Origin of the sequence: Flagellimonas maritima, from assembly GCF_003269425.1 — a bacterium.
Classification (GTDB): domain Bacteria; phylum Bacteroidota; class Bacteroidia; order Flavobacteriales; family Flavobacteriaceae; genus Flagellimonas; species Flagellimonas maritima.
On the sequence record NZ_CP030104.1, the window covers coordinates 316127 to 332182 of the forward strand.

Below are 16056 nucleotides of genomic sequence, written 5' to 3' on the forward strand. Positions count from 1 at the left end.
GGGGATCCTTATATTCTAATTTGTAATTATCTAAACTTATATATTTCTATTTATCTTTCGACTGATTTTAGCCGTATTTAATCTATAAAAACTACTATTTCAACGTCAAATTATGAAAAAAAGTGTATTCCTTCCTTATTTTTTCGTTGTAATGCTCACCTCATCTTGTGCCCAAAATTCAGACAAGGATATTAATATTCCAAAAAAAGTGGGTTTTGATACACAACTTGTTATTGATGGAATTCAAAACCCATGGGGTATGGCATTCCTTCCAAATGGAACTATTCTGATTACGGAAAAAGCGGGAAAGTTGCTTCTATGTACTAACGGAAAAATTACGGAAATCAATAATCTGCCTGATATATACGTAAGAGGACAGGGCGGACTCATGGATATCGCATTACACCCGGATTATGAAAATAATGGATGGCTCTATCTTTCATATTCATCTGCGAGCGGTAGTGGCAAAGGTGGAAATACAGCAATCTTAAGGGCCAAACTTTCTGGAAATTCATTAACAGAGAAACAGTTATTATATAAAGGAATACCAAATACTACCAAAGGGCAGCATTTTGGTTCGCGACTGGAATTTGATGGAGAAGGTTTTTTGTTTTTTTCTATTGGGGACAGAGGCAATAGAGACGTGAACCCACAAGATATAACCAAAGATGGTGGAAAAATTTATAGGATACTTGATGATGGGCGTATTCCAGAAGACAATCCATTTATAAACAGCTCCAATGCAAAAACCGCTATTTATAGCTATGGCCATCGCAACCCCCAAGGTTTGGCAATACATCCGGAAACGGGAAATTTATGGGAACACGAGCATGGTCCAAGGGGTGGTGATGAAATCAATATAGTACAAAAAGGAAAAAACTACGGTTGGCCCGTTATTACCTACGGTATAAACTATAGTGGCACAAAGATTACAGACCAGACCTCAAAGGAAGGAATGGAACAACCAATTTACCAGTGGACACCTTCCATTGCCCCTTGTGGAATGACATTTGTATCCTCGGATAAATATCGGGATTGGAAAGGAAATTTACTGGTCGGTTCTTTGGCATTTCAATATTTGGAACGCTTGGTCATTGTAGACAATCAAATTACATATCGTGAAAAATTATTGGATGGCATGGGCAGGTTGCGGAATGTAAAGCAGGCTCCTGATGGATATATTTATGTTGGTATCGAAGGGAAAGGAATATATAAACTGATACCCAAAAATTAATAGGGAGATGGTGTTGAAATTACTTCATCGCTTCAATGGCACGTTTTACAGAACCATATTTTTTTAATGCCTTTTCTGCATTTGCATAGTCCAGGCCAAGTTCCTCAACCAAATATCGTGTTCCCCTGTCTACCAATTTAGTGTTGCTCAATTGCATGTTCACCATTTTGTTTCCCTTTACTCTTCCAATACGAATCATTAAAGCGGTCGAAATCATATTGAGTACCATTTTTTGACTTGTACCGCTTTTCATTCTGGTACTCCCCGTCAAAAATTCTGGGCCTACATTAACTTCCATGGCGATATCAGTGTCAGTAGCCAAGGGTGAACCTGGATTGTTGGTAATGCCTGCAGTTAAAATACCATGGTCTTTTGCATAAGCGATACCTCCTAGCACATAAGGTGTGGTTCCTGAAGCAGCTATTCCTACCAGAACATCATTGGCATTGATATCATAAGCTTTCAGATCTTTCCAAGCTTGGTGGACATCATCTTCTGCAAATTCCACAGCTTTACGAATCGCATTGTCACCACCGGCAATCAACCCTATAACTTTATCATGAGGCATTCCAAACGTAGGCGGTATTTCAGAAGCATCCAGAATGCCCAATCTACCACTTGTACCAGCACCTATATAAAATAATCTACCTCCATTTTCAAATCTTGTGGCCAGTGCATCCACCAATTCAGCGACTTTTGGCAAAACCCTTTCTACGGCCTCGGCAACTTTTTTGTCCTCATTGTTGATATTGATTATAATATCTAAAGTATTCATTTGATCTAACTGATCATATAAGGACGGTTTCTCTGTAATTTTTACGTGCTTTTCTGCCACTTTTACAATAATTGTATGTTCATATTCTTAAAGACATCAAGTTTAATGTCCCAGGGTTCCAATTCAGTTATCAAAACATCCACTTCCTCTACCCCACATATTTTATAACGTTGCAAAGATCCTATTTTTTCAGAAATACATGGAGACACAACTTTTCTGGAACTGTGTATCATTGCCTTCTTCATTTGTACAATCTCCCAATCGAACTCTGTTAATCCTTCAATGGCGTGAATCGAATTCGTCCCCAAAAAACAAATATCGACTTTAATCTCTGATAACATATTGATTGCACTACCGCCAACGGCAATCTGAGAATCTTTAGACATTCGACCACCAATAAAAATAACCTCAATATTGGTTTTTCCCAATAGTTGTACAGCAATTGGAAGACTTGGCGTAAAACATGTCAGTTTAATTTTTGAAGGCAATCGTCTTGCCAACTCAAGGTTGGTAGTTCCCCCGCTCAACAAAATTACCTGACCTTCTTTTATAAGGCTAAGTGCTTTTTCGGCAATTTGCGATTTTTTTTCGAGAGAATAAATCTTTTTTCCTATAGGATTATAATTATTAAATCCTAAAGAAATAGCTCCTCCATGAACCTTTTTTAATTGTTGGGAATTGTGCAATTCTTTAATATCCCTTCTAACGGTATCGACAGAAACATTTAGCAAGTTACTCAAATCAGTCAGTAATACCCTGTTGTGTATTCGTACTTCGTTCAAAATAAACTGGTGCCTTTCTTCCTTTAACATATAGAATGTAAAGTTAAATAAATCTTAAAAACTATCGATTGCAGCAAAATACGGCAAAATGAATAAATAATTAAATTAAATTCAATAAAACTGCAATTAATTGCAATTGATGCGGTTTTTTGCATATATTTGGAGTTAATGTTTCGATATTTTGCGAGAACACTATATAATTATCGATGAATAACCACTATCAAGAAGACCTAAGGTTTGAAAAAATTCAGACCATCATCCATGAGGATTCAAATATTGCTTCACTATCTGTAGCAAACGAAATTGCAAGCTTGATCAACCAAAAACAGAAACAGGGCAAACATGCTGTTCTTGGATTGGCAACAGGTTCTACCCCTACAAAAATGTATGATTACCTGGTTCAATTTCATAAAGAAGGTAGGTTAAGTTTTAAAAATGTTATAACCTTTAATCTTGACGAATACTTTCCAATGGAGCCAGACTCCATCCATAGTTACGTAAGGTTCATGAACGAACATCTTTTTGACCATATAGATATTGAACGCCACAATATCCACATTCCAAATGGTAACCTCAATAGAGATGAAGTTCGTAAATACTGTGAGGACTATGAACAAAAAATCCAAAACGTAGGTGGATTGGATATACAGGTTCTTGGTATCGGTAGAACAGGACACATTGGTTTCAACGAACCAGGTTCCGCTCTAAACAGTAAAACACGATTGATACGTCTTGACCGAGTCACCAGATTGGATGCGGCCAGTGATTTTTTTGGTGAAGAAAACGTTCCCAAAAGAGCAATCACAATGGGGGTTGGAACTATTATGGATGCTAAAAAAATCATCCTAATGGCATGGGGCGAAGGAAAATCTGAAATCATAAAACAAGCAGTTGAAGGTAAAATAAGGGAATCGGTCCCCGCTACCTTTTTACAGCACCATGAAAATTGTGAGTTTGTATTGGATGGAGCAGCTGCATCATCACTTACCAGAATGAAGACGCCTTGGCTGGTAACCGATTGCGATTGGGACGATAGCCTAATCAAGAGTGCTACAATTTGGTTGTCAGAAAAATTGGGTAAAGCCATACTTAAATTGACCAACGAAGATTATAACGAGTATGGGATGGGCAACTTGGTCGCAGAGATTGGTTCTGCAGAACAGATTAATCTAAAAGTTTTCAATCAATTGCAACACACCATTACAGGTTGGCCGGGCGGAAAGCCAAATGCGGATGATAGCCAGAGACCTGAACGTGCAGCGCCACATCCAAAAACGTCACTAATATTTAGCCCGCACCCTGATGATGATGTGATTTCAATGGGCGGGACACTGTTAAGATTGGTAGATCAGGCACATAATGTGCACGTAGCATACCAAACCTCTGGAAATATTGCTGTGTTTGATGATGAAGTCATTCGCTTTTTGGATTTTGCTACCGATATCCAAAAAGATGATAAGGAACTTAAAAAACAAGTAAAGAAGGTCCGTGAATTCTTGGCCAATAAAAAACCTGGAGAAATAGACAGTGCCGAGATACAACACTATAAAGGCCTCATAAGAAAAAGCGAAGCATTGGCAGCCTGTAGGTACTGTGGGGTGAAAGAAAAAAATGCCCATTTCCTCAACCTTCCTTTTTACGAAACGGGAGCCATTCGCAAAAAACCCTATTCAGATGAGGATATACAAATAACGTATGATTTATTAAATACTATAAAACCACATCAGATATTTGCCGCTGGTGATCTTTCCGATCCACATGGAACACATAGGGTCTGTCTGGAAGTTGTATTTAAGACCTTGGAGCGATTAAAAGAAGAAAGGGCGGAATGGGTCAGGAATTGCTATGTATGGCTTTATCGAGGTGCATGGCAAGAATGGGAAATAGCAGATATGGAAATGGCAGTTCCCATTGGACCAAAAGACATGGCCAGAAAGAAAAATGCAATTTTTAAGCATCAATCACAAAAGGATAGTGCCATGTTCCCCGGTAATGATGAAAGGGAATTCTGGGAGCGTGCCGAACAAAGAAACAAAAAGACCGCAAACCGATACAATGCACTCGGTATGGCAGAATATGAAGCTATGGAGGGCTTTGTAAGATATAATTTTTAACTCTAATTAATTAAACTCAACTACTCTATGAAAAAAATGCATTTAAATTTAGGAAGGCTATTGCTTTTCCTGCCTTTATTGATTCTGTTTTGTTCCAGCGCAATTGCTTATGGACAGAACGATCAATATACGATTACAGGAACAGTGACAGATGCCGCAAATGGAACTCCAATACCTGGAGCTTCTGTATTTATTGAAAACACTTCTTTTGGAAGTGTAACAGATTTTGATGGGAACTATACTTTCGTTGCAAATTTATCCTCGGGCAATTATACCCTTGTAGCTAGCTATTTGGGATTTTCATCTTCAAAATCTGAACTTAGTTTCGGATCAAGTAGTTCTGTAAGTGCTGATTTTGTTCTCACAGAAGATTTGTTAAATTTGGACGAAGTGGTAGTAACGGGATCAACAGTAGTACAAGAAAGAAAAAAACTGGGTAACGCCGTAACTACCGTAAAAAGTGTAGAACTTTTAAAAGCTGATCCTATTAACGTTACTTCTGCAATACAGGGTAAAGTTCCTGGCGCACAGATAACACAGAACTCAGGTGATCCAGCGGGGGGATTTTCCATCAGGTTAAGAGGTCCAAGTACTATTAGCGGATCTTCAGAACCTTTATATATAGTTGATGGTGTTATTGCAAGTAACTTAACAACGAATGTAACAAATCTTAACGTCAGCGCGGGAGATGCGAGTCCTGGCCAAAACAGAATGGTGGACATCAATCCAAATGATATTCAGGATATTAATATTCTGAACGGTTCAGCCGCTGCTGCTATTTATGGATCACGTGCTTCTAATGGTGTTGTTGTAATTACAACTAAAAGAGGAACCAATATGGTAGACGGTCCTGAAATCTTTTTTAAGACATCTTTTAATGTAAATGATTTAAGGAAAGAAGTTGATGTAAATTTGAGAGGTGAACAGTTTGGAGGGGAAGATGTAAGACTTTGGCCAATATTTGGTAGAGATGCTGAAGGCAATACAACCCCTTTCGCAAATCTTCTGACAAATAAAGTAGACGTACAACGTTTTGATTACCAAGATTTGATTTTCCAAACGGGCCTTGGTACCGATAACTACTTATCAATCAGGGATGGTAACGAAAAAATGGGTTACGCGGCATCGGTGGGATATTTATCCAATGAAGGTATTATTAAGAATACAAAATACAATAGACTTTCTGCTAGACTCAATTTTAACCATTCCGTCAATGATTGGCTTTCTTATAATGTAGGTCTTTATTTTATGAATAGCTCATCCGATGAAAAACCTGATGGTAATGTTTTTTGGAGTCCTATAAATTCTGTCAATATTACCAATAATATTTACGATGCATCTCAAAGAGACTCAAACGGAAATCTACAGAGCGTGGAGCCAACAAGAGTCAACCCATTGTCAATTATTGAAGACTTTGATATTACTCAAGATGTTACTAGGTTCATTCCTAATTTGACGGTATCCTTGAGACCAACTGATTTTTTAACAATAGATCAGATTTTGGGTATGGATACCTATAAGCAAGAAGGTAATATTTCAATTCCAATCTATCCTTATGAGCCTGTAAATGCAGCATATTTTAATCAAGGGTATCAAGGTAATGCCGAAGCAACGGTTTTCAATTGGAATTATGATATAAATGCCACGTTTGACTTTGATATCACCAACAATATCAATTCACAGACCATTGTTGGATACAATTTTCAATCCAGTAGCGTAGAAGATTCTGGAACTCAAGGAAGGGATTTAGATGCCAACGGTGTACCTACAGTTCCTTTACAACCACAATTTGGTGATGATAGATTAGATATTTTTGGAGGATTTATTCAAGAAACTTTATCGTTCAGTGATAGATATTTTTTAACATTTGCTGGAAGGGTTGATGGAGCAACAAACTTTGACCCAGACAAAAGAACAAACTTCTATCCAAAGGTTTCAGGTTCCTATGTATTATCAAGCGAGCCCTTTTGGGAAAATTCAGGCATATCCAATGTAATTAATTCAGCAAGAATACGTACATCTTATGGTGAAGCGGGAAATTTAACTGCTGTAGGTCCTTATGCAAGATTCGGTAGATATAACCCGAACGAATTTCAAGGTACAACGACCTTGAGCCAATCCAGTGCACTTGGTAACGAAGATTTGGAAGTGGAGCGATTGAAAGAATTTGAAATTGGTACAGATCTCAGCTTATTCGATAACAGAGCTTCTATATTGTTCACTTACTACAATCAGCAAATATCAGATCTAATTGTTCAACGTACATTAGCGCCATCTGAAGGAGGTCTTTCCAGATTTGAAAACGTTGGGAGCATGAAAAACAATGGTTTGGAAATTTACCTGAGAGTTACTCCTATTAGAACAGATAACTTAAAATGGGATTTAAATTTCAACTTCTCCAGAAATAGAAATGAAGTTATCGCAACTACAGGCGGACCAATATCCATTGCAACTGTTAGTGGAGCTCCACCACAGGTAAGAGAAGGTGAACCGCTAGGGGTATTTTTCGGAACTTATTTTGCAAGAAATGATGACGGTAGTTTATTATTGACCGAAGATGGTTTACCTCAACAGGAAAGAGGTGATGCCTTGGCGGGAACAATTCAAAGAGATGAAGACGGACAACCAACTGGCGATCCGCTGAGAAGGGTAATCGGTGATCCAAACCCAGATTATCTTTTGGGAATAGGAACAGATTTACAATACAAGCAATTTTCTTTCTCTATGCTATGGGAGTCTGTACAAGGTTTTGATGTTTTTGATGCTGATAAACGTACCAGACAAGGTGTTGGTGTAGGAAGGTTGGCAGAGCAAGAATTATCAGGAGAATTGCCAAGAGGCTATATATCTTCAATCTATCCTATACAAGAGTTTAGAATGGAAGACGGTTCATTTGTAAAACTGCGCGAGGTATCCTTAGGTTATACTTTTCCAGAATTATTTAAAGGTGTGAAAAACTTTACAGTGGCTCTAAAAGGAAGAAACTTGATTTCCATTGACAACTTCTTTAGTTATGATCCAGAAACAAATGCTGGTGGGCAATCAAATTTGTTACGTGCTGTGAACTTTGGAAACGTTCCAATTCCGAGAACTTTTATTTTATCACTAAGCGCAAATTTCTAATAAGAAAACAATGAAAAATATAAATAAAATTTTTATAGCAATTACCTTTTTCTCTGTCATTGTATCTTGTGACAAAGAATTTATAGATCCGATTAACATTTCCGATCCAGAAGTTGAAGGAAGTGTTGAAAACCTTGTTAAGCTTATAAATGGAATCCAGCAACGTTTCAGTACTGACCGTGCAGGTGCTAAATATACAACGGTTACTGCATCTGGATTAACTGCTGACGAATTGAGATTGATCAACCCTGGTAACTTAGGAGAAGCCGAATTAACAAATGGTGGCAATGAAATTTCCATCAACAACGGTGTTATTAGAAGTATGTGGGGAGGAATTATGCTAGTTCGAAATGAATCCTTGACTGTATTTGAAAGTGCTGATGCTGCGGCAGCAGACGAAGCAGAAGCCAATAGTCTAAAAGCTTATGCATTGTTTTATGAAGCTTTGGCGAATGGAACGCTAATTAGATTTTTTGAACAAGTACCTCTGGCGACCGAACAAAACGCAGAGTTTAACAGTAGAGCAGAAGTATTGGCTGATGCAATAAGTAATTTAAATATTGCTTTAGGATATGTCCAGAATGGTATTTCTTCATCCGTATCTTCAGGTGTTTTCCAATCTGTAGATTTGGAGAATTCTATCCAAGCATTACTTGCAAGATATCATTTAATGGCAGGTAACTATGCAGAAGCGGTTACAGCCGCAAATGCTGTTGACCTATCAGTACAATCTACTTGGTCATATGATGCGGCGATACCAAATCCTATTGCCGAAACTTACGGGACCAACAATGTTGTTGAAGCAAAAGACGATGAATTTGGACTGCCGGATGACCTCTTACCAGACCCAGACGATGAACGTGTTGATTTCTACGTTACCATTGCGAATGACCCTTCTACAAATGAAGATGCATTTTTTGCAGTTGGTTTCTTTGATGATAATTTAGATGAGATTCCTGTTTATCTTCCTGGTGAAATGCTATTGATTGAAGCGGAAGCATTGGCCAGGCAAGGTCAAGTTCCTCAGGCTATCACAGTATTGAACGAGGTATTGACAAAAACCGCTGCGGAAGATGCCTTTGGAGTTGGTGCTAATTTACCTCCTTATGCGGGGGCAGCAACCGAAGAAGCAGTTTTGGAAGAAATCTATAGAAATAGACGTATTGAATTATTTTTAAGTGGAATGTCACTAGAAGATAGTAGAAGATTTAATAGACCAGGTCCAGGTGACGCCAATTCTGAGCGAAACAGGAATTATTATCCATATCCAGATACGGAAAGGGACAATAATACCAATACCCCGCCTGATCCAACAAATTAAACAACATTAATTTTGAGTTAGTTGTTAGTTTCAATTTAATCAAGCGAAAAGGCCTACATTTAGTCCACGGTAGGCCTTTTTTAGTTACTATAATATGCAAAGAATCTGTTACATCGTTCTTCTACTCTGCTGTATATCATGTAGTACATACAAAAAAAGCAATGCGCCCAAAAAAGAATTTAGAGGCGTATGGATTGCAACAGTTGTAAACATCGACTGGCCAAAAAATGCCAATGACGATTCTGCAAAACAGAAAAAGGATTTTTTGAAAATCCTTGATTTTTATCAAAAGCTTAATTTCAATGCAGCTATTGTTCAGATACGAACAGCTGGCGACGCATTTTATAAGACAAATTTGGCTCCTTGGTCCAAATACTTAACCGGAAAAGAAGGCGAGGCCCCCAAAGACTTTAACGAACCTTTAAACTGGATGATAGCAGAGACCCATAAGCGTGGAATGGAATTTCATGCATGGCTGAATCCCTATAGGGCCACTTTTAATTTGGATACACTTTCACTTTCAAAAGAGCACGATTTTTACAAGCATCCAGATTGGATGCTCAAGTATGGAAAAAAATACTATTATAATCCTGGCTTGCCAGAAGTGCAACACAAGCTGACCAACATAATTACAGAAATCGTTACAGATTATCCTGTGGATGCAATCCATTTTGATGATTATTTCTACCCCTATAAAATTAAAGATGAAGTTTTTAACGACAGTATCACTTTTAAGACCTACGGTTTACAAAACCAAAGGTTGGATGACTGGCGAAGAAGCAATGTAGACTCGTTGGTAAAAAAAGTACATAGATCCATCAGAAAAAATAAACCATGGGTTCAATTTGGAATCAGCCCTTTTGGAGTATGGAAAAATAAAAGTACAGATCCCAAAGGATCGGACACAAAGGCGGGGCAAACCACTTATGAAGATTTATATGCCGACCCACTGTTATGGATTGAAAAAGGGTGGATCGATTATTTGGTTCCGCAAGCCTATTGGAGCATGGATTATGACCCTGCTTCGCACAGAACAATAGCAACTTGGTGGGCCAATACCATAGAGAACACTAATCTTTATATGGGAAACGGTCCCTATAAAATCAAGAACAATACAGATAAAGCCTGGAACAAAAAGAAAGAAATCCCAAAACAGATAGCGTTCGCCAGAGAAGAGCCAAATATTACAGGGAATGTTTTTTTTAGTGCTAAATCATTATTGGGACAAAACGAAAATGTAACAAAAATCTTAAAAAGGAAATTTTATAGATTTCCTGCACAAAACCCAGATGGCCTGGTGAAGTCAAAAAGAAACGTCCCAAAGCCTAAAATTGAATCCATACAAGTAAATGAAACCAATATTAGAATAAACACGGTACATAAAGACAGTATTCCCCGATTTCTTCAGTTTTACCTAAAGCTGGACTCCAATGAAAAGTTGCTTATTAAAAAAAGTTACCTTTCCGAAAATGAAAATTTGAACACGACCCAAATTCAATTACCAAAAAGTCAGCTTAAGAATATGATGGTAGTTTCGGTAATCGATGCCTATGGAAATGAAAGTGAATTGCAGCCATTGAAACTAAAATCAGACTGATTATGCAAGATATGCTTGTTAGGCTTTTAGATTTACCAGATATCGCTAAAGAGGAAGATTTTCTTTTGAAAACCGAAGATATTGTAATTAAAAGACCCATTGCACCTGAGAAAAGCATAGTCACATCTTGGGTAACATCCAATTTTAGCACTAATTGGGCCGATGAGGTTGATGTAGCTTTTGCCAATCTTCCCGTTAATTGTTATATCGCGCAACGTGGACAGTCAATTTTGGGTTTTGCGTGTTTCGAATGTACCTCAAAGAATTTTTTTGGCCCAACGGGTGTACTCGCATCAGAACGTGGAAAAAGTATTGGGAAAGTACTTCTCGTAAAATCGCTCGATGCATTAAAAGAAATGGGGTATGCCTATGCAATCATAGGAGGTGTAGGTCCAGTATCATATTATGAAAAAACAGTACATGCCCGTACTATTGAAAAATCGGAAAAAAGCATCTATCAAAACTTGTTAAAACATCCAAAATGAGCGCTGAAAAAAAAGATAAAGGCGCGTGGGCCTGGATACCATTGCTCTATTTTACACAAGGTATCCCGTATATTTTGGTGGTAACAGTTTCCGTAATCATGTATAAACGCCTGGGAATAAGTAACGCCGAAATAGGCCTATATACCAGTTGGCTTTATTTACCATGGGTTATAAAGCCTTTATGGAGCCCTTTGGTCGATCTAAATGGAACAAAGAGAAAATGGTTTTTGGCAATGCAGTTTGTTGTTGCTTTGGCCTTTTTGGGCATTGGACTATTTCTTCCTTCAAATGCATTCTTCACAATTACGTTGGCGTTTTTTTGGATGGCTGCATTCGCATCGGCAACCAATGATATAGCCTCAGATGGTTATTATATGATTGGTCTTACTCAAAAGAAGCAATCTTTTTTTATAGGGCTGCGCAGCACTTTTTATAGGCTTGCCATGGTTACGGGACAAGGGCTATTGGTGATTTTTGCAGGATTTCTTGAAAACAAATATGGAGATAATACAAAAGCTTGGTCCATGACCATGATATGTGCTGCAATTTTGATGCTAGTTTTGACCGTATCAAACTTTTTCGCGGCACCAAAATTTGAAGAACCACAAAAAAAATCAACTGAAAAACCAGTAGGGTTTTTAGAAGTATTTGCCTCATTTTTTAGAAAAAATCATATCTGGGTTGCATTGTTATTTATTCTGACATATCGTTTGGGCGAATCGCAATTGGTAAAAATGGCATCTCCCTTCTTATTGGATACATTGGAAGTCGGAGGTTTGGAATACTCAACTGAAGCTGTGGGAACCATCTATGGAACCGTTGGAATTATTATGTTATCACTGGGCGGAATCATAGGAGGAATCCTAATCTCCAGGGACGGTTTAAAAAAATGGATGCTACCAATGCTTTTGGCACTTAATCTTCCAAATGTACTATATGCAATATTGGCTTACACACAATCCACAAGTCTTTTTGCAGTTGTGGGAACAGTCGTTTTGGAACAATTTGGCTATGGATTCGGTTTTGCAGCCTTTCTTATTTATCTCATTTATATATCTGAAGGAATCTCAAAAACTTCACATTATGCCATAGCAACAGGATTCATGGCATTGGGAATGATGATTCCAGGAATGTTAAGTGGTTACATACAAGAATGGCTGGGATATGATGGATTCTTTCTTTGGGTCGTAATCGCCGCTTTGCCAGCCTTCTTTGTACTTCGATTTTTGGAATACCCTGCCGATTACGGAAAAAAATCAAATGAAAGCGATGTCCAATAAACTGCTTCCATACAAAACGGCAAGAGAAAAACTTACGATAAAACAAAAAGTGGGGCAATTGTTCATGCCTGCAGTTTTTATCAATGACAGCGAAGAAGAAATTATTAAAATCGAAAGTTTAATACGAACAAACACCATAGGGGCCATTTGCTTTTTTCACAGTAGGGCCAGTGCAGCAACAAATTTTGAGGGAAAGAAGGATGTAATATATAATGAAAACAGTTATGAGCGATTAAAACAACTCATTAAAAGATACCAAAAAGCCGCTGACATTCCTTTGCTCGTAGCCATTGATGCTGAATGGGGGCTTGCCATGCGGATAGAAAATACAAATCAATATCCCTACGCTATCACTTTGGGGTCAATACAGGAAGATAACGAACTGATTCACGAAGTTGGAAGACAAATAGCGCTGGACTGTATAAAAGCTGGGATTCATTGGAATTTGGCGCCCGTAGTGGATATCAATAACAATCCAAAGAATCCTGTAATTGGATATAGGGCTTTTGGTGATGACAAAAATGAAGTTACCGCTAAAGCGGAAGCTTATATCAATGGAATGAAAAGTGTGGGAGTACTCAATGCCATCAAACATTTTCCAGGCCACGGCGATACGGATACAGATTCCCATTTGGGATTACCAGTAATACACAAATCAAGACAGGAGCTGTTTGAAAATGAGCTCTACCCCTATAATAAATTGATAAAAAAAGGTGTGGATGCTGTTATGGTTGGGCATTTGTCGGTGCCTGGATTGGACAATTCCGGTAACCCCTCCACAACATCACCAAAAATTATAACGGATTTGCTGCGAAACGAATTGAACTTTGAAGGCGTTATCATTTCCGATGCTTTAAACATGCATGCCGTATCAAAAAAGTATTCCCAAAATGGAGCACTTGAAGCCAATGCTTTTGCTGCTGGAATGGACATGATGTGCTTTTCTGAAAATTCGGAAGAAGGTATTGCGAAAATTTTGTCCACAGCTTCCGAGCATAATATTGAATGTAGTTTTAGGCGATTATGGAAGTTAAAAGAAAAAATATTCTTTGAGGTCAATGGAAAAGCAGACCTTAAATGTAAATCCACTTCAGAATTGAATCGGAAAATTGCCAGCAAATGTATCACCGAGCTTTATGGAGAACCTAACAACATAAAGGATTTTAACAAAACCCATTTCTTGAATCTTTCCATTGAAAATCATTCCAAAAACTTTTTTTCATCTGAAATTGAATCAGAATATGGAAAAAAACGGCTAACATTGAACAATCTAACAATTGATGAGGTCAAAACAAAAGCTTCCCAACATCAGCATATAGTATTGGCACTCTTTCCACCTTCGGTAAAGCCAAAAAATCATTTTGGGTTTCCCAGAAAACTGTTAGACATTATCAGGAGTTTAATCGCCCAAAAAAACATTTTGATCTATCTCTTTGGAAATCCCTATGTCTTGGATGAGCTAGGATTAAAGCCCGATTCCAATGCAGTCGTGATTTATCAAGATTTTATCGAATTTCAGCAAGAAGCTTTTTCTCATTTTTCTGAAAAAATACAAGCCTTGGGCAAACTTCCCATAACCCTAAAAACGTTTGAAGCATGAGTAATGATATTCTTTCTTCCTGGGAAAAGAATGCTTCGGAATGGATTAAAGTGATTCGAGATAATAGTATTCCATCAAGAAGATTCACCAACAAGGCAATATTGGAAACGATTGCAGAATTGGATGCAAAAAATTTTGTGGATATAGGCTGTGGAGAAGGTTGGTTGACACGGGAAATAAGTAATATTGGATTCAATGCCAGTGGTTTGGATGCTATTGAAAACCTGATTTTGGAGGCTAGAAAAAAAGGTTCGGAAGATTATCATGTATTTACTTTTGAAGATATCATCGAAGCAAAACCTATTCCCAATGCGCCTTTTGATGTTGCAATCTTCAACTTCTGTCTCTATCTGAACGAAGAATTGAAAACACTTTTGGAACATACCCTGAAAAGCATTTTGGCTGGCGGATATGTTCTTATTCAAACATTACATCCGTTTTTCCTTCTTCAAAATGGACTAGCCTACAAAAGTCAATGGCTAACAGATTCATGGAAAGGCTTGCCGGGAAAATTTGAGGACGGCCATTCTTGGTATGCTAGAACTTTTGAAGATTGGTATAAAGTACTCTCTTCGTTGGAAAATATTGAAATATCCATAAAAGAAATTTTAAATGACGAAGAAAAACCCATTTCGTTGATTTTCAAACTAAAAAAGATATCATGAAGAAATACAAGGTCGTAGGGTTGATGTCGGGAACATCTTTGGATGGATTGGACTTGGCCTATTGTCATCTTTGGCAAACCAATGAGCATTGGGAATTTTCTATTGAATTTACAAAAGAAGTCCAATACGGCGAGAAAATGCGGGACTATCTAAAAAATGCCATTTACTTAACAGAAAATGACCATGCCCAACTTCATAAAGATTATGGTGTTTGGTTAGGGGAACAGGTTAAATACTTCATCGAAGAAAACAATCTTGAAGTTAATTTCATATCAAGCCATGGGCACACATCCCATCACAGACCGGAAGATGGGTTTACCTTTCAATTGGGCGATGGACAATTGTTGGCAGATACTTGCAATAAACAAGTGGTCTGCGATTTTAGAACAGAAGATGTTTCACTCGGTGGACAAGGTGCTCCTTTGGTCCCTATCGGTGACAGATTATTGTTCCATCAGTATGATTTTTGCTTGAACCTTGGTGGAATCAGTAATATTTCATTTGAAAAAGAAGGGCATCGTATTGCCTATGATATAGGTCTGGCCAATATGCCTTTGAATTTTATAACAGAAAAAATGGGACTCGCTTATGATGAAGGAGGAAAACTTGCAAGAAGCGGAAACTTGGATACTGTATTACTTCAAAAACTCAATCAGTTGGAATATTACAAATTACCCTACCCCAAGTCAACAGGTTACGAGTTTTTTACTGAGCAAGTCGTTCCATTGATTGAAGCCTCAAATATATCTGATGTTGATTTACTACATACTTTTATCCATCACAATTGCGAACAAATAGCAAAGGATGTCCATGAGCATAAATCAGGGTCAAATCAAACTATTTTGGTTGCCGGCGGTGGTGCTCTGAACATTTTTTTCATAGATACATTAAAAGAAAAGCTTGGGCCTGATATTAAAGTAATCGTCCCCCCTAAAAAATTGGTAGCATTTAAAGAGGCATTGGTTTTCGCTTTAATGGGAGCATTACGCCTAGAGGAAAAAATCAATGTTCTGAGTACGGTGACCGGAGCCAAAAGGGATTCTTCCAGTGGAACAGTATACCATCCAGCATAGTAAGATC

The 16056-nt window shown here is 37.8% G+C and carries 12 protein-coding genes; 10 read left to right on the forward strand and 2 right to left on the reverse strand.

The window, feature by feature from the left end; genetic code table 11:
• Positions 1 to 112 precede the first annotated feature (112 nt).
• Complete coding sequence (locus tag HME9304_RS01355; protein ID WP_112376882.1) at positions 113 to 1234, forward strand: PQQ-dependent sugar dehydrogenase; 1122 nt, start codon at positions 113 to 115, stop codon at positions 1232 to 1234.
• Between the two features lie 19 nt (positions 1235 to 1253).
• Here the strand turns inward: HME9304_RS01355 and murQ are convergent, their stop codons facing one another.
• Both murQ and HME9304_RS01365 read right to left on the reverse strand, forming a co-directional pair.
• Positions 1254 to 2069 (reverse strand): N-acetylmuramic acid 6-phosphate etherase, encoded by an 816-nt coding sequence (gene murQ / locus HME9304_RS01360; protein ID WP_112376883.1) that lies wholly within the window; start codon positions 2067 to 2069, stop codon positions 1254 to 1256.
• A 2-nt stretch (positions 2070 to 2071) separates the two neighbouring features.
• Positions 2072 to 2821, reverse strand: coding sequence for a DeoR/GlpR family DNA-binding transcription regulator (locus HME9304_RS01365; protein ID WP_112376884.1), 750 nt, complete (start codon positions 2819 to 2821; stop codon positions 2072 to 2074).
• A 176-nt stretch (positions 2822 to 2997) separates the two neighbouring features.
• On the opposite strand from HME9304_RS01365, the gene nagB reads away from it, so the two are divergent.
• The 9 genes from nagB (at position 2998) to HME9304_RS01410 (ending at position 16049) form a co-directional block, all read left to right on the forward strand.
• On the forward strand, positions 2998 to 4905 hold the full coding sequence (gene nagB / locus HME9304_RS01370) for a glucosamine-6-phosphate deaminase (RefSeq protein WP_112376885.1): 1908 nt from the start codon (positions 2998 to 3000) through the stop codon (positions 4903 to 4905).
• A gap of 27 nt (positions 4906 to 4932) precedes the next feature.
• Positions 4933 to 8028: a SusC/RagA family TonB-linked outer membrane protein gene (locus tag HME9304_RS01375; RefSeq protein WP_112376886.1), complete on the forward strand. Its 3096-nt coding sequence runs from the start codon at positions 4933 to 4935 to the stop codon at positions 8026 to 8028.
• A gap of 10 nt (positions 8029 to 8038) precedes the next feature.
• The gene (locus tag HME9304_RS01380; RefSeq protein ID WP_112376887.1) at positions 8039 to 9349 is read left to right on the forward strand and encodes a RagB/SusD family nutrient uptake outer membrane protein; all 1311 of its coding nucleotides are present in this window, start codon (positions 8039 to 8041) and stop codon (positions 9347 to 9349) included.
• Positions 9350 to 9443: 94 nt separating this feature from the next.
• On the forward strand, positions 9444 to 10946 hold the full coding sequence (locus HME9304_RS01385) for a glycoside hydrolase family 10-like protein (RefSeq protein ID WP_112376888.1): 1503 nt from the start codon (positions 9444 to 9446) through the stop codon (positions 10944 to 10946).
• Between the two features lie 2 nt (positions 10947 to 10948).
• Positions 10949 to 11431 (forward strand): N-acetyltransferase, encoded by a 483-nt coding sequence (locus tag HME9304_RS01390; protein WP_112376889.1) that lies wholly within the window; start codon positions 10949 to 10951, stop codon positions 11429 to 11431.
• Positions 11428 to 12711 carry an MFS transporter gene (locus tag HME9304_RS01395; protein WP_112376890.1) on the forward strand — a complete coding sequence of 428 codons (1284 nt, stop codon included), beginning with the start codon at positions 11428 to 11430 and terminating at the stop codon, positions 12709 to 12711. The genes HME9304_RS01390 and HME9304_RS01395 overlap by 4 nt, the downstream gene beginning before the upstream one ends.
• Positions 12701 to 14311: a glycoside hydrolase family 3 protein gene (locus HME9304_RS01400; protein WP_112379690.1), complete on the forward strand. Its 1611-nt coding sequence runs from the start codon at positions 12701 to 12703 to the stop codon at positions 14309 to 14311. Before HME9304_RS01395 ends, HME9304_RS01400 begins: the two co-directional genes overlap by 11 nt.
• The gene (locus HME9304_RS01405; RefSeq protein ID WP_112376891.1) at positions 14308 to 14976 is read left to right on the forward strand and encodes a class I SAM-dependent methyltransferase; all 669 of its coding nucleotides are present in this window, start codon (positions 14308 to 14310) and stop codon (positions 14974 to 14976) included. The genes HME9304_RS01400 and HME9304_RS01405 overlap by 4 nt, the downstream gene beginning before the upstream one ends.
• Positions 14973 to 16049 carry an anhydro-N-acetylmuramic acid kinase gene (locus HME9304_RS01410; RefSeq protein WP_112376892.1) on the forward strand — a complete coding sequence of 359 codons (1077 nt, stop codon included), beginning with the start codon at positions 14973 to 14975 and terminating at the stop codon, positions 16047 to 16049. The genes HME9304_RS01405 and HME9304_RS01410 overlap by 4 nt, the downstream gene beginning before the upstream one ends.
• Positions 16050 to 16056: the final 7 nt, after the last annotated feature.

Bases quoted from the DNA above. Each gene is read 5' to 3' on its own strand.
- HME9304_RS01355 (WP_112376882.1), top strand. From the start codon at position 113: ATGAAAAAAAGTGTATTCCTTCCTTATTTTTTCGTTGTAATGCTCACC.
- HME9304_RS01365 (WP_112376884.1), bottom strand. From the start codon at position 2,821: ATGTTAAAGGAAGAAAGGCACCAGTTTATTTTGAACGAAGTACGAATA.
- nagB (WP_112376885.1), top strand. From the start codon at position 2,998: ATGAATAACCACTATCAAGAAGACCTAAGGTTTGAAAAAATTCAGACC.
- HME9304_RS01375 (WP_112376886.1), top strand. From the start codon at position 4,933: ATGAAAAAAATGCATTTAAATTTAGGAAGGCTATTGCTTTTCCTGCCT.
- HME9304_RS01380 (WP_112376887.1), top strand. From the start codon at position 8,039: ATGAAAAATATAAATAAAATTTTTATAGCAATTACCTTTTTCTCTGTC.
- HME9304_RS01385 (WP_112376888.1), top strand. From the start codon at position 9,444: ATGCAAAGAATCTGTTACATCGTTCTTCTACTCTGCTGTATATCATGT.
- HME9304_RS01390 (WP_112376889.1), top strand. From the start codon at position 10,949: ATGCAAGATATGCTTGTTAGGCTTTTAGATTTACCAGATATCGCTAAA.
- HME9304_RS01395 (WP_112376890.1), top strand. From the start codon at position 11,428: ATGAGCGCTGAAAAAAAAGATAAAGGCGCGTGGGCCTGGATACCATTG.
- HME9304_RS01400 (WP_112379690.1), top strand. From the start codon at position 12,701: ATGTCCAATAAACTGCTTCCATACAAAACGGCAAGAGAAAAACTTACG.
- HME9304_RS01405 (WP_112376891.1), top strand. From the start codon at position 14,308: ATGAGTAATGATATTCTTTCTTCCTGGGAAAAGAATGCTTCGGAATGG.
- HME9304_RS01410 (WP_112376892.1), top strand. From the start codon at position 14,973: ATGAAGAAATACAAGGTCGTAGGGTTGATGTCGGGAACATCTTTGGAT.